Origin of the sequence: Desulfitibacter alkalitolerans DSM 16504, from assembly GCF_000620305.1 — a bacterium.
Classification (GTDB): Bacteria; Bacillota; DSM-16504; order Desulfitibacterales; family Desulfitibacteraceae; genus Desulfitibacter; species Desulfitibacter alkalitolerans.
The window spans coordinates 13,832-27,998 of the sequence record NZ_JHVU01000018.1; the positions used below are offsets into that span (position 1 = coordinate 13,832).

General features: G+C 36.5%; 17 protein-coding genes. 14 read left to right on the forward strand and 3 right to left on the reverse strand.

Annotation, left to right across the window (positions count from 1 at the left end):
- The first annotated feature begins 119 nt into the window (after positions 1–119).
- From K364_RS0100085 to K364_RS0100095, 3 genes are all read left to right on the forward strand, one after another.
- On the forward strand, positions 120–425 hold the full coding sequence (locus K364_RS0100085) for a type II toxin-antitoxin system RelB/DinJ family antitoxin (protein WP_028306322.1): 306 nt from the start codon (positions 120–122) through the stop codon (positions 423–425).
- Positions 422–739 carry a type II toxin-antitoxin system RelE/ParE family toxin gene (locus K364_RS0100090; RefSeq protein ID WP_028306323.1) on the forward strand — a complete coding sequence of 106 codons (318 nt, stop codon included), beginning with the start codon at positions 422–424 and terminating at the stop codon, positions 737–739. The genes K364_RS0100085 and K364_RS0100090 overlap by 4 nt, the downstream gene beginning before the upstream one ends.
- 426 nt (positions 740–1,165) lie before the next feature.
- Positions 1,166–1,555, forward strand: coding sequence for an ATP-binding protein (locus K364_RS0100095; protein ID WP_028306324.1), 390 nt, complete (start codon positions 1,166–1,168; stop codon positions 1,553–1,555).
- On the opposite strand, the gene K364_RS0100100 is transcribed toward K364_RS0100095, so the two are convergent.
- Both K364_RS0100100 and K364_RS22240 read right to left on the reverse strand, forming a co-directional pair.
- Positions 1,556–2,317, reverse strand: coding sequence for a DUF4367 domain-containing protein (locus K364_RS0100100; protein ID WP_028306325.1), 762 nt, complete (start codon positions 2,315–2,317; stop codon positions 1,556–1,558).
- Positions 2,310–2,843: an RNA polymerase sigma factor gene (locus tag K364_RS22240; RefSeq protein ID WP_051533690.1), complete on the reverse strand. Its 534-nt coding sequence runs from the start codon at positions 2,841–2,843 to the stop codon at positions 2,310–2,312. Before K364_RS22240 ends, K364_RS0100100 begins: the two co-directional genes overlap by 8 nt.
- A 122-nt stretch (positions 2,844–2,965) precedes the next feature.
- Here K364_RS22240 and K364_RS0100110 point away from each other — a divergent pair, with 122 nt between their 5' ends.
- The 6 genes from K364_RS0100110 to K364_RS0100135 all read left to right on the forward strand — a co-directional run bounded on the left by K364_RS0100110 (position 2,966) and on the right by K364_RS0100135 (position 7,259).
- Entirely contained in the window at positions 2,966–3,433 is a 468-nt protein-coding gene (locus K364_RS0100110) for a hypothetical protein (RefSeq protein WP_028306326.1), read from the forward strand.
- A 159-nt stretch (positions 3,434–3,592) separates the two neighbouring features.
- A complete protein-coding gene (locus tag K364_RS25320) occupies positions 3,593–4,147 on the forward strand; it encodes a matrixin family metalloprotease (protein ID WP_028306327.1) in 555 nt (184 codons plus the stop codon).
- Positions 4,148–4,196: 49 nt separating this feature from the next.
- Positions 4,197–4,814 (forward strand): hypothetical protein, encoded by a 618-nt coding sequence (locus K364_RS0100120; RefSeq protein WP_028306328.1) that lies wholly within the window; start codon positions 4,197–4,199, stop codon positions 4,812–4,814.
- A gap of 242 nt (positions 4,815–5,056) precedes the next feature.
- Positions 5,057–5,524: a hypothetical protein gene (locus tag K364_RS0100125; protein ID WP_028306329.1), complete on the forward strand. Its 468-nt coding sequence runs from the start codon at positions 5,057–5,059 to the stop codon at positions 5,522–5,524.
- Positions 5,525–5,626: 102 nt separating this feature from the next.
- A complete protein-coding gene (locus K364_RS22250; protein WP_051533691.1) occupies positions 5,627–6,949 on the forward strand; it encodes an MATE family efflux transporter in 1,323 nt (440 codons plus the stop codon).
- Between the two features lie 37 nt (positions 6,950–6,986).
- Positions 6,987–7,259, forward strand: coding sequence for a metal-sensing transcriptional repressor (locus K364_RS0100135; protein ID WP_028306330.1), 273 nt, complete (start codon positions 6,987–6,989; stop codon positions 7,257–7,259).
- Between the two features lie 113 nt (positions 7,260–7,372).
- Here K364_RS0100135 and K364_RS27015 read toward each other — a convergent pair whose 3' ends face one another.
- Entirely contained in the window at positions 7,373–8,743 is a 1,371-nt protein-coding gene (locus K364_RS27015; protein WP_207640802.1) for a DUF4183 domain-containing protein, read from the reverse strand.
- Between the two features lie 342 nt (positions 8,744–9,085).
- Between K364_RS27015 and K364_RS0100150 the strand changes: the two genes are divergently transcribed.
- From K364_RS0100150 to K364_RS0100170, 5 genes are read left to right on the forward strand one after another with little or no spacing between them, the layout of a single operon-like run.
- Positions 9,086–10,096 carry an NAD-dependent 4,6-dehydratase LegB gene (locus K364_RS0100150; RefSeq protein ID WP_028306331.1) on the forward strand — a complete coding sequence of 337 codons (1,011 nt, stop codon included), beginning with the start codon at positions 9,086–9,088 and terminating at the stop codon, positions 10,094–10,096.
- The gene (locus K364_RS0100155; protein WP_028306332.1) at positions 10,093–11,274 is read left to right on the forward strand and encodes a LegC family aminotransferase; all 1,182 of its coding nucleotides are present in this window, start codon (positions 10,093–10,095) and stop codon (positions 11,272–11,274) included. Before K364_RS0100150 ends, K364_RS0100155 begins: the two co-directional genes overlap by 4 nt.
- Complete coding sequence (gene neuC / locus K364_RS0100160; RefSeq protein WP_028306333.1) at positions 11,271–12,437, forward strand: UDP-N-acetylglucosamine 2-epimerase; 1,167 nt, start codon at positions 11,271–11,273, stop codon at positions 12,435–12,437. The genes K364_RS0100155 and neuC overlap by 4 nt, the downstream gene beginning before the upstream one ends.
- Positions 12,430–13,521 (forward strand): N-acetylneuraminate synthase, encoded by a 1,092-nt coding sequence (gene neuB / locus K364_RS0100165; RefSeq protein ID WP_028306334.1) that lies wholly within the window; start codon positions 12,430–12,432, stop codon positions 13,519–13,521. The genes neuC and neuB overlap by 8 nt, the downstream gene beginning before the upstream one ends.
- Positions 13,518–14,141: an acetyltransferase gene (locus K364_RS0100170; protein ID WP_028306335.1), complete on the forward strand. Its 624-nt coding sequence runs from the start codon at positions 13,518–13,520 to the stop codon at positions 14,139–14,141. The genes neuB and K364_RS0100170 overlap by 4 nt, the downstream gene beginning before the upstream one ends.
- Positions 14,142–14,167: the final 26 nt, after the last annotated feature.

A 14,167-nucleotide genomic window follows, 5' to 3' on the forward strand; every position in this document is an offset into this window, starting at 1 on the left:
AATGATGTTTCAAAAAAAATAATTTAACCACAATGCTTTTGGAAAGCTAATAACAGTTAAAATATCCATTGAAATGTAACGACAAAGGCGTTACAATATTATTAAAGGAGATGATTAACATGGAAAAAACTACGACTTTAAATTTAAGGGTTAACCCAGAAGTAAAAAGAAGGGCAGAGGAAGTTCTTTCACAACTCGGCATCCCTATGTCCACAGCGATAGATATTTATCTGAAGCAGATTTCAATGACTGGCGGAATACCTTTTGCTATAAAACTGCCGACAGCGCCGGTTTCTGTAAACGCTGATTTGATGACAACGGACGAAATTCATGCGAAGTTAAAGGAAGGATACAACGATATCGAAAAAGGTAATGTGCAGGATGCATCTGCTGCCTTTCAGAGATTTCGGGAGAAACACGCATGAAGCAGTATAAGATTCAGATCACGGACAAAGCACTTTCCGATATGGAGGAGATTTATAATTATATCGCAGAGCAGCTACAGGCACCGGAAGCGGCCATGGGACAGTATAACAGAATAGCTGATGCAATCGAAACCCTTGATATGTTCCCGGAACGCGTGAGTTTAATGGAGACAGAAGAAGAACGCGGGCTGGGACTCAGGCAAATGCCTGTTGATAACTTTTCTGTATTCTTCCATATCAGAGAAGAGCGAGTAATCATTACAAACGTTTTGTACAGTGCCAGCGATATAGCCAAGCGTTTACGTGATTCCTGAAGGCTTCAGGTGGGGGTGTAATTTACCAAGTATCGAAAATAAGTTATGACACACGTGATAACCAAGAACAACCTACTATTTTATCTTTTTTGTATAGGAGTTTTAGGTGGAATAGTTCTACTCTTTTTAGGTCTTAAAGTCACGAGTTTGCACAAATAGTGATTGAAATGGCGCGAAGGTTTTTGGACCCGGGAAGAGGTGGGCGATGCCGGCGTGACACCCCTGTTTCAAATCATAGTTATGGTAAAAATTTAACATTTGAGTTTCTTGCAAGTACTTATCCGAAGATGCCCTCCATCGGCCTTCCTTTTTCTCCCAAAAGGGGACAGTCCCCCTACCTCCAATAGTTAAGCCAGTAATACAATATACTGCTCAAAAAAGAGACATTGATGAGTATACAAAAAAACTATTGGGAGGTAAAGACAAATGGCTGAATTAGCAAATGTAACTAGACTATTAAAAGAGCTTTCTCTTAAAGAGGCAGCAAATAAGATAGATGTACTAACCGCCGATGCTGCTATTAATAACATGACACCCCTTGATGTACTAGAAATACTTTTAAAATGTGAACTAGAATTTAGAAATAAAAGCAATATAGAAAAAAGGATTAAAGCTGCAAATTTCCCTTATGAGGCTAGAATAGAAGAATTTGATTTTAGCAATAAAGAACTAGGAATAACCAAAAACCATATGAACCAGCTGCTGGAGCTTTCATGGCTCCAGCAGGCATATAACATCATGTTTCTAGACTTCTATAGCTCTCTGGATGATATAACAAAGGTGCCCCTTACAGAGGCACCTCTTTTAGTGCAATAATTACAGCCTTATAGATTCAGCCATCTTAATAATTTCATCCTCATTGATAGCACCGGTAATAATGTAAAGGAAAGTTTTGTACTGCCAAATTAGCTGCAGCCTATTGTTGAAAGTTAGTAAAGTGGCCTCATTGTTATTAATCAAAACAGTTTTCTCTTGAACATCCGTTCCTCTGAAGTTATGTGAGAATCCAGTAGAATTATTAGTAGGAATCTGGTTTATAATGAGTTTTTCCTCTATACCTGGTGTACTATACTGCAATTCAATAGAAGTAGTTTTTGACTCCGGATTATCCAGATAAACACCATTAAGTGAATAACCTGAAGGTATATAAGTGGGTAATACAATAGGGTAACTTACCAGTTGACTTGCCTCTTCTAATGAAAGCAGCTTCTTTTCAATAGTTACTGTTACAGTATTATCTTCAATATTTTTATCTTGGGATTCAGGCTGCTCCTGTTTCGATGTAGTAATTGAAATACTTGTTATTTCATCAATAGTAGTCTTAATTTTTTCTAAAAACCAGAAATTCGCTACAGCCTGGTTATTAAATGATACAAAAATACTAGAAAATAAAATGAGAATTAAAATAGCTGCAATGACAGCAAATTTGGATAAATTTTTTACTCGTTTTTTCCTGCCAAGCATATTCTTTTCAAAATCCTTCCACGCCTGATCAATATCGGATACTTCAATTGATTTAGCATAGTTTTGTATTTCTTCTTTTATCAAGTAATCTAATGAATCCTCATTTTTATTCATGAACTTTGACCACCTTTCTATACTCCTGGTTTTTCTCAAAGGATCTTTTTAAAAGCTCTTTTGCCCTATAAAGACGGCTTTTAACTGTTCCTACTGGAATGTTTAATAAAGTAGATATTTCCTGTTCGGTTAAATCATGATAAAACTTTAAAAATAAAATTTCTGCGTATTTTTGGGGCAAAGACCTTAGTTGAGTGATCATTTCTGATCTTAATTCATTGCTGCATAATAAATCTTCTGGGCTATGTTCGCTGAGGTTTATATAAAAAAGAGTGGATTTGTTCTTTATTCTATTTATCTGGTTGCTCTTTCTCATTAAATCTATTGCTTTATTTAATGCTATGGATGAAACCCATGCTGAAAACTTAGTTTTATCTTTTAAAGTGTGGAATTTACGAAAAGCATCATAAAATGCTTCCTGGGTAGCATCCTTGGACAATTCTACGTCCCCAGTTGCCATATAAGTTGATTTATAAACCCTTTCGTAATGAAGTTTATATAGACTTTCCATAAAGTTTGGTTCCATATATATTCACCTCAACCTAATATTTCTACAATTACACAAAATTTTCCTTTAAAAATGGAACCTTTTTTTGTTTTAAAACGACAAAGTATTGAAAGTATAACTCAACCAGGAGGTAAAAAAAGGTGAAAACATTGAAAATTTTATTAGTAGCACTCTTGTTTATATCTTTAAGCGCAACAGTAGTAATGGCTAGTGATGCCATAAATGAAGCAGAGGCAACATTTAAAAGGGAGATGAGTAGTGGGGTTATATATGGGATGGAATCTTCCCAACCTTATATAATCGATGAATGGAGAGCCAGGATACGTGACTTGGGTAATGGGGTTGTTGAAATACATGGATATACAAGAGCTAACCAAATTGCCAATTATATAGACGTTACAGTTATCTTACAACAAAAAATCAATGGCAAGTGGGTTGATATTCATAGTCAAAAATATGTAAATTATTATAGCAACTCGGTAAGCGGTACTAAAAGTGTTTCTGTAGCCAAAGGAAGTTTTTATAGGGTTAGAACCGTACATAAAGCAACCAACAATGTAAGAGAGGATACAACCACGGCTGTTACTCCTGAAATATATGTCAACTAAAAAAGGATGATTAATAAAGGGTAGGTGGTGCTTAATGAGGGTATAATTGGCTAGTTACTTAATAAATTAGCAAATTTTAATGGTAAATATAATCTATGGTCTAACTTAGGAAAGTGCAAATAAAATAAAAACCAATTATATAAAAAAGGAGAGTATAATATGAATAAGAGAAAAAATTTATACACTATAGTGATGATTTTATTAGCAATTTCATTTGTCTTTGTAATATCTTCACCTGCGTTTGCTTATAAGTTGTTTACCAAGGGGTTTTTCGGTCAAGATGTACCTATAAATACAGTAGAAGTTCACTCAACATATCTCACACCTGTTAACAATGCTATTAATAACTGGAATTTTCATCATTCTATAGGAGCAATACCAAGGAAGATTATTGTAGGTGGTGCTTTTAAAAATAGATTCATAACAGATTATTTTGCAACGGATTGGCCTGGACTATATGGGATTGTTAAACAAGACCAAGCTTATTATCCTCATACAACGACTGAATTCGTAATTCTTTTAAATAGAACTCACTTAGATTCGCAGTCTGCAACAGTCAGACAAAGTGTGGCAGCTCATGAGTTTGGCCATTCTTTTGGACTAGATGACATTACTAGCGGCATAGCTATTATGAATATAAACAGAAACAGGAGTAGCATCTATACTGCTCAGCAAGATGACATAAATGGAGTTAAGGCTAGTTGGAATAGATAATACAGTTGAAGGTACTACTGGTTTTATAAAAGAACAAGGAGGGTAAATTGTGAAAAATTTAAACATATTAGCAATTTGTGGTGTTTTGGTATTAATGATTTCTTTAATGATCTCTGGATGTGCTTCGAAAATGGAAAGTGGTATAAATGAATTATCTTTTGAAGGTGTATATATGGATTATTTTATATATGATGATATTAATTCTATAATAGATGAAACTCCTGTAATAGTTGTTGGCAAGATTATTAAGGATAATATCCCTGAAAAAATAAATATTAATATTGGTGAACATCGAGAAGAAAAACCATTTAATCTTATTTTTACGGTATCTGAGCTTGAGGTGGATAAGGTAATCAAAGGAGGAGTAAATGTAGGAGATGTCATAAAAATAAAACAAATGGGCGGCTCATATAAAGAAGAAGTTTTAAAAGTGGATGAAATTGAATATCTTAAAGAAGGACAATTTGGTGTTTTTTTCCTATCAATTTATCCGGGTTGGGATATTCCTGCTGATTTAAAAAATCCTTATCAAGGTTTTGTTGAAATAGTTGAAGGTGAAAAAAGAAGCAATGGGTTGTTTGACCTGTTTAAAAATGAAATGACTGAGGAAAAGATTATAGATTTATTAGTAGAAACTGTAATTAAAAAAGATAAGCTTAATCAGTAATACAATTTTTAAAACAGTAGTTTGTGTTATAAGCCCCATTCACAAATTTTGAATGGGGCTTAATTTTATCTATAAACGGCATACAATACAAATTTTCCTTTAAAATACGTTGAACTATAGTTTTTATTGTTGAACTATAGTTTTTATTATTGTAATATAATTAGGCTACACGAGAGGACACTTTGGCAAAATCGGAAGTTAACCTGCTGTGAGAATACAATAACTGCAAGGGAGGAAAACAAATGCTCAATAGGTTATTTATAATGCTGATTGTTCTAAGTATGACTTTAACTGGATGCATGCAAAATGTCGATGAAAATGCTAATGAACAGTTTCACGAAACACAGAAATATGAATGGCAAGGATATCAACCTACTATAACCATTGAGGCTGACATTAACCCTGGAAATGTAGCTTCCATTTTGATTGAGAAATATTTGCAACACTATATGGACAATTCAATACCAGAAAGTGATAGATTAGAGGATTATATAATTAATAAAATCGACATGGTAGAAGAAAGTGATAGAGGGTTAGTTTTTTCTGTTAGTTTTTCTGTTCAAGGAGTTTCTGAACAATCATCATGGAGAGCCGGAAACGGAACAATTAAAGAAAATGGCTGGATAGAAGATAAATTTATGTTTGTTAAAGTAATCCAGGATGGCAACTCTTTTACAATGACAGAGTGGAATACTGGTGGATTTAAATAAACTAAAAAATTTTGGTAGTTGTAAGTTGAATTTATAATGGGGAACAAATATAATTATAATATCCCCCTGGGGGGGATATTATAATTATAAGGAATGTAGCATATGAGAGTAAAAACCATATTTGCTCTGGCTATACCGGCTATTATAGACCACACATTGCATATGTTATTGGGTGTGGTTGATATGTTTTTTGTCAGTAAGCTTGGCACCAACGCTGTAGCAGCTGTAGGAATAACAAACCTTATAATGAACATATATATTGCTTTTTTCATTGCAGTAGGTGTGGGAACTACTGCAATTATAGCCAGGGCCAGGGGCGCAGGAGATGTAGATAAGGCCAATCATATCCTTAAACAATCCATAATTGTAGCAGTATTTTTAGGCCTGCTGGTAGGGGTTCCAAATCTGCTTTTTGCAAAAAACATCATATTACTCCTGGGTGCAGAGCATGAAATATTGGTCTATGCTCTTCCCTATTTTCTTGTTGTAGCTGTGCCTTCTGTTTTCCTTTGCATGATGATGGTGCTTTCAGCAGCTTTAAGGGGAGCAGGGGATACTAAAAATCCCATGAAGGTTTCCCTTGCCGTAAATATAGTAAATGTTGTGTTGGATTATATATTGATATTTGGAATACTGAATTTTCCGGGCTTGGGCATTCTTGGGGCTGGACTTGCAACTACTATAGCAAGGATCATGGGTGTTTTAATGCTTATAAAGCTCCTTGCAAAAAAAGAGAGTGTCTTATCAATACAAATACTTGGAGGCTGGAGTGTAGATAAAACAATCTTAAGGTCCTTGACCAGGATAGGTTTGCCGGCAGGCATTGAAAGACTTATTATGAGATTTGGGCAGTTGGTATATGGAGGATTAATTATAAAAATAGGTACAGAAGCCTTTGCAGCACATAATATAGCCGGTACAATTGAAAGCTTTTCATACTTGCCGGGGATGGGCTTTGGAGTTGCAGCTGCTGCCCTTGTAGGTCAAAGCCTTGGGTCCAATAAATTTCTAGATGCCAGGAAATTTGGTGTCACATCCAACGTCTTGGCCACAGGATTTATGGTGACAATGGGATTAATATTTTTTGTATTTGCTCCGGGACTTGCTGGACTTTTTACTAAAGACCCTGAGGTTGTAAATCTTGTGGTTATGGTTATTCGAATTGCAGCCCTGTTTCAGCCCTTTTTATGCATTACCTTTGTAATAACAGCAGCCCTGCAGGGAGCAGGGGATACTAGATTTCCCATGTATTCAACCTTAATCGGCATCTGGGGAGTAAGGGTTGTTGGAACATATTTGTTAGGAATAATAATGGGTTTGGGACTTCTGGGTGTTTGGATTTCCTATGTCCTGGATATTACCATAAGAGGTATCCTGTTGATGTATAGATTTTTGAAGGGAAACTGGAAGGATATTAAGATATAATAAGTAAAGATAAAGTAAAGGAAAGGGGGAGCTTATCATGGGAGCACATGGACACCCTCAGAGCAAACAAGTCATCAACAGGATGGCAAGGATAGTAGGGCATACTGAAGCCATAAAAAGAATGTGTGAGGAAGGAAAGGAATGCAGTGAAATCCTTATCCAAATAGCTGCAGTCAGGGCAGCTTTAAATAATGTTGGCAAGCTCATATTGGAAGATCACATTAATCACTGCATTTATGAAGCTGTTGAGAATGAAAACAAGGAAGTGTTGGACAAGCTAAATGATGCCATTGCTAAATTCATTCGCTGATAATTGATCTTCCTAAAACTTCCGTGCTGTAAAAAATCTAAGGGATAGATTTCTATAAAAAGTCCAGGAATCCTGCACAAAGTACAGATGAATTTTCTTTACTGGCTGAAATATCAATTCTGGCAGCTGGTGCATAGATTTATAGTTAGTTTAGAAAAAGAAGTAATAAACTGCAGACAAATTGGTGCCCCTGTTAAGGGTATGTCTATTGTTTTTAATGTAAGTAAGCCTTTTTGAACTTTATAATTAATTTCTGGCTGGACCACTCCATTTATAAAAAGGTTTTGAAAAGAGCTTTGTTTGGGATCAAGAATGCCTTTGCTGCCATACATTTTTATTTCATCTTTATTGGTATAGAATTTTTTCCCATCTGCACGAGTATTATAGTTATAAGTCTTTGTTCTTAGCAGTTGATTATTTTTGTTTCTTATCATTAAAAATTCAAGAATAATTGGAACTCCTTCGTCAGGGACGTCTGTTGTGTCTAACATTAGCAGTCCCTTTTTCACTGAATAATTGGCTTTCGGCTGCAACACGCCATTAATATAAAGATTAAGATATGATACTTTATTGGGATTAAGGATGCCTTTATCGCCATATTCTGTTAATTCATCATTATCCGTATATATTTTTTTAACTCCATCGGAACGGGTATTATATTGATAATTTTCAACCTGTATAAGTTCATTATCTTTGCTTTTAAAAGTAATAAACCTAATAATAATAGGAGCTCCCTTTTGAGGAACATCTTCAGTTTCCAATGTAAGCCTTCCTTCTATGACATTATAGTTTATACCCGGCTGAAGTACACCATTAATGAATAGGTTAAAATATGAGACTTCATTAGGGTCAAGGATACCTCTATCACCGTATTCTGTTAACTCATCTTCGTTAGTATAAATTTTCTTTACTCCATTAGATAAAGTGTTGTATTGGTAAACCTCTGCTTTTAGTATTGTCTTTTTATACAAAGCCATAGTTTCAGTTAGAAAACGACAGGAATCGTAAACTTTATTTACATTGATGCATGCTATATCTATGCATGCATTATTTTTGTCAGATGTAAAATTGACTGTTGGAATAGCGAGACTAACCTTAGCTATGGCAATTACGGTTGTGTCAATATTTATCAAGATTCCTACAGCATTATTTGCAGTAAAAGCAAAACAGCAAAAACAGTTTACCGTAAAGTTTAAATTGGTGCCTTTTGGAGCATAAAGATAAAGTCTTTTAATTATATTGAAGGGTATGGGCGGAGAAGTATGGTTTTCACCAGTATAAACAACGATATAGCCCTTTATTAAAATAACTATTTCATCAAGAATGCCATGTTTTCCCGATGAAAGTTTAACTTGCTTTTTGGAGCGATTTTGAGGGGATGAGACTTCTTTATAAATTATAGTGTTTGGCTTATAAGGGTCTAAGATATTTCCATTTTCATCTGTTAAATAACAAATAGCTTTTGGGAAGTCTTTTCTGTGCATGATTATCACTCCGAATAAAATATGCAATACTAAAAACTATTTATAGTGTTTAATTTACAGGCAGGCCATTGTATTTTATCTGTGTAATAATTTATGTGAACAGGAAGACAGGGAAAAGGGAGGAAGTATCAGAAGTTGGTTATCTACTCATAAGTGCTCCTCCTTCCATTATTAATACTTGTATATAATATGATAGGATTCCCTTTGTTGTTACTATTTGGAAAATGTTTATTTTTCCAAAGAACGAAAACAGACAGTGTGTTTGAGCAGGTTTATTGTTCTATTCTTACTATAATGAAATAAATTAAATAAAGATTATAATCCTGATTTGGAGAGGAAAAAATGGAACTTAAAGGAAAAAAACTGTTGGTTACCGGTGCTGATGGTTTTATCGGTTCTCATCTAACAGAGGAACTGGTTAGAAGGGGGCATGATGTACGCGCTTTTGTCTTTTATAATGCATTTAATTCCTGGGGGTGGCTGGATTATGCTCCAATGGAGATACGAAGGGAAATAGAAGTGTTTTCAGGGGACATTAGAGACCCTCATGGAGTTAAGGAGGCAATGAAGCTATGTGACATGGTCTTTCACTTAGCAGCCTTGATTGGGATTCCCTATTCCTATCATTTTCCTGATACCTATATTGATACCAATATAAAGGGAACATTAAATATCCTGCAGGCAGCGCGGGAATTAGAAGTAGAAAAGGTTGTACATACATCTACAAGCGAGGTTTATGGAACTGCCCGATATGTTCCCATATCAGAGGAACATACATTACAAAGTCAATCCCCCTATGCTGCATCAAAGATTGGGGCAGATCAGCTGGCACTTTCTTTTTTTTACTCCTTTTCTACACCAGTTTCTGTTATTCGGCCCTTTAATACCTATGGCCCAAGACAATCGGCTAGAGCAGTCATTCCAACTATTATTACACAAATTGCCCAGGGTAAAGGGAAAATTAAACTGGGGTCTTTAACTCCCACCAGAGACTTTAATTATATTAAAGATACAGTAATGGGATTTATTGAGGTTGCCAAATCTAATGCAACTATCGGAGAAGTTGTAAATATAGGGAGTGATTTTGAGGTTTCCATGGGTGAAACGCTTCAAATTATCGCTGAGGTCATGAAAGCTGAAATCGAGGTTGAAACTGATACCAGGCGCCTTCGGCCAGAAAAAAGTGAAGTAAAACGCCTCCGGGCAGATATTAGTAAAGCTAAAAGATTATTTGGATGGAAGCCTGATTATAGCGGTAAAGCCGGATTCAAACGAGGAATACAAGAAACTGTGGAATGGTTCAGCAACCCTGAACACCTTAAAAGCTACAAAGCAGAAAGGTATAACATATGAACAGAGGTCTAGATATTTCTCAAATTGTTTCCGTATTAAAAAGTGTGCTGGGAAAAGGAAATGCGTCCATCCATCTACATGAACCCAAGTTTGCAGGAAAGGAATGGATATATGTTAAAGATTGTTTAGATACAGGCTGGGTATCCTCTGCAGGTAAATATGTGGAAGAATTTGAAGAGAAACTAGCACATTATACAGGCGTAAAACATGCTGTAGCTGCAGTCAACGGAACAGCAGCCCTGCATATTTGTTTAATGCTCGTTGGGATTAAACAGGGAGATGAGGTGCTCCTTCCTGCTCTTACATTTGTTGCTACAGCTAATGCAGTATATTACTGCGGAGCTACCCCTCATTTTATCGATAGTGATTTTCAAAGCCTTGGAATTAATCCTGATAAACTTCACGATTACCTGGAAGAAATAGCCTTCATTAGGAATGGCTTTTGTTACAATAGGCTGACATTGCGACCTATTAAGGCCGTCATTGCCATGCATACTTTTGGTCATCCTGTTGACCTTGATCAGCTTCTAGCAGTATGCCAAAAATATAATTTAGAGTTAATTGAGGATGCAGCAGAGTCGTTAGGTTCATATTATAAAAAAAAACATACGGGAAGTTATGGAAGACTTTCCGCTCTAAGCTTTAACGGGAATAAAATTATTACTACCGGTGGCGGGGGAGCTATTCTTACCAATGATTCAAGCCTGGCAAAGTTAGCAAAACATTTAACCACCACAGCTAAATTAACTCATCCCTGGGCTTTTGTGCATGACCAGGTAGGTTATAATTATCGCCTGCCAAATATTAATGCAGCATTGGGATGTGCCCAGCTGGAGCAAATAGAAAATTTCATTAAAAACAAGCGAGCCTTGGCAGAAAAATATCAACGGGCTTTTGCCAAAATAGATGGGATTACTTTTTTTGAAGAGCCTGGATATGCCCAGAGTAATTACTGGTTAAATGTATTGCTTCTTGATAAAGATTATTCGGAGCTGCGTGATACACTGATAGCATCAACCCATGAACAGGGGATACTAACCCGCCCCTCATGGACCCTAATGAATAAACTTCCAATGTTCCAATCTTGTCCACATATGGATTTATCTGCAGCCGAAAGTTTGGAGCAACGCATTATTAATATTCCCAGTAGTGCTGTGTTAGGAGAAGATGTATGGTGAAACGTAAAATCTGTGTGGTTACAGGCACACGTGGCGAATACGGATTGCTTTACTCATTAATGAAAGAAATAGAAAAGGATCAGGACTTACAATTGCAGCTAGTGGTAACAGGCATGCATTTGTCTCCAGAATTTGGTTTAACCTATCGAGAAATAGAACAAGATGGTTTTGACATTTACAGCAAGGTAGAAATGCTTTTATCCAGTGATACCCCTATTGGTGCTGCCAAATCAATAGGCTTAGGAGTAATCAGCTTTGCTGATGTCTTCTATGGGCTGCAGCCTGATCTCCTGGTTTTACTTGGTGATCGTTATGAAATCCTGGCAGCAGCTCAAGCTGCACTAGTAGCCAAAATCCCTATTGCCCACATTGCTGGAGGGGATACAACTGAGGGAGCCTTTGATGAAGCAATTAGGCACAGTATTACAAAGATGTCTCATCTTCATTTTGTCACTAATGAAGAATCTGGGTGCAGGGTGAGACAATTAGGAGAGAACCCCAGACATATTTATAATGTAGGAAGTCCAGGAATAGACCGCATCATGAGCTTAAAGCTGATGGATCGTTTTCAATTAGAAAAGTCTCTTCAATTTTCCTTTTTTAAAAAAAACCTGCTTATTACCTTCCATCCAGTTACACTTGCTGGCCAGTCCACTAGTTTACACTTCAAGGAATTACTAGAAGCGCTGCATGATCTTGGTTCTGAAATTGGTTTAATTTTTACCAGGCCCAATGCAGACCCAGAAGGGCGAGAGTTGGTTCATCTTCTGGATGATTTTGTTCTTCAGCATGCTAATGCTATTGTCTATACTTCTCTGGGACAATTGCGTTATTTTAGTATTGTTGCCCAGGTGGATGCGGTGGTGGGCAACTCCTCTAGTGGTATATATGAAGTTCCTTCTTTTAAGAGACCAACGGTAAACATTGGAGATCGACAGAAGGGAAGGCTGCTGGCGTCCTCAGTAATTAATTGCCCTCCCCAAAAAGCAGCAATAGAAAAAGCAATTAGAGAAGCCTTTGTCATGGATTGCTCTGCTACGACAAATCCCTACGGAGACGGAAATAGCTCAATTAAAATGCTGCATATTATTAAATCCATTACGGATTATAAAGCTTTGTTAAAAAAACATTTTTATAGAGTAGGTGGATGTGAAAATGAATAATAGGAGCAAGGTTTTCATCATTGCTGAGATAGGTGTAAACCATAATGGTTCTTTAGAAATGGCAAAAAGTTTAATTGATTTTGCCGTTGAAGCAGGGGCCGATGCAGTTAAGTTTCAAACCTTTAGGGCAGACCAAATCATGCTTCACAATACTCCAAAAGCCTCTTATCAAACCAGGAATACAGACATAACAGAAACCCAGTATGAAATGATAAAAAAATTAGAATTAGATGAGCAAATGCACCTTATCCTAAAAGAATATTCTTTAAAACAGCATGTGCAATTTATATCAACACCTTTTGATGCACCAAGTCTGGATTTTTTAGTTCATACTTTGCAGCTGCCTATAATAAAGATTGCCTCCGGTGAAATTACCAATGCCCCCTTACTATTAAAAGCAGCTAGATCTGGAAAGAGAATAATATTGTCTACAGGAATGTCTACTTTGGGAGACATTGAAGACGCATTAGGTGTTCTTGCTTTTGGTTATGGGGAAGGAAAAGAGAATAACAGTATTCCTTCTCGCAAGGCTTTTAAAAATGCATATTACTCTGAAGCGGGACAAATACTCTTGTGTCAAAATGTCAGCTTGCTGCACTGCACTTCAGAGTATCCTGCACCATTTGAAGAAACTAATTTGCGTGTACTAGGAACCCTGCGCCAATGCTTTGGCCTGCAGGTTGGGTATTCAGACCATACCCTGGGAATAGCACTGCCGCTGGCAGCAACAGCATTAGGGGCTGTCATTATTGAGAAGCATTTTACTCTAGATAGAAATCTACCAGGCCCTGACCATAAGGCATCCATAGAGCCTAAAGAGTTTTCCCGGATGGTTTGCTACATACGTCAGATAGAACAAGCCCTTGGCAATTCATACAAGAAACCAGTGGCCTCTGAGCTAAAAAACCAAAAGATTACTCGCAAGAGCATCGTGGCAGCACGCAGTATTCTAAAGGGAGAGCTGTTTACTGAGGACAATCTAACAGTTAAGAGGCCTGCGGAAGGGTTATCCCCTCTGGAATTTTGGGAACTGTTGGGAAAAACAGCGCATAAGTCTTATGAAAGGGATGAAGTAATCACATGAAAATTGCCATTTTTGGTGCCTCTGGATTTTCTCGGGAGGTACGTGATATAGCTCTGATTTTGGGTTATCAGAATATTATTTTTATTGATAAAACACATGAAGGTATAGTTGAGGATTTTCCTGTAGTAAGTGAAAGGGAGGTTTATCCTTTAGCCCAGGTTGGCTATAAATTTACTATTGGTATAGGCAGCCCAAAGATTCGTAAAGAAATAAGGGATAGATTTCCTGGTTTAGATTATATTAATCTTATTCATCCCACAGCAACCTTTGGTTATAATCAATTAATTGAGGTTGATAGGAGGGTTGGTAATATTATTTGTGCAGGAACAAGAATGACCAATAATATCAAAATAGGTAATTTTGGGGTGTATTATCTTAATTGTACTATTGCACATGACTGCATCATTGAGGATTATGTCACCATTTCCCCGGGGGCTAATATATCGGGGAATGTAAAGATATCCATGGGGGCTTATATTGGTTCTAATGCATGTATTATACAAGGAAAGTCCTTTGCTGAAAAGATGATTATAGGTAAAAATTCAATTATAGGAGCGGGATCGGTTGTCACAAAAAACGTTAAAGATAATACAATGGTAAAAGGAACACCAGCAAAGTAAGATAAATGTAATTCAGTGGGGGGGAA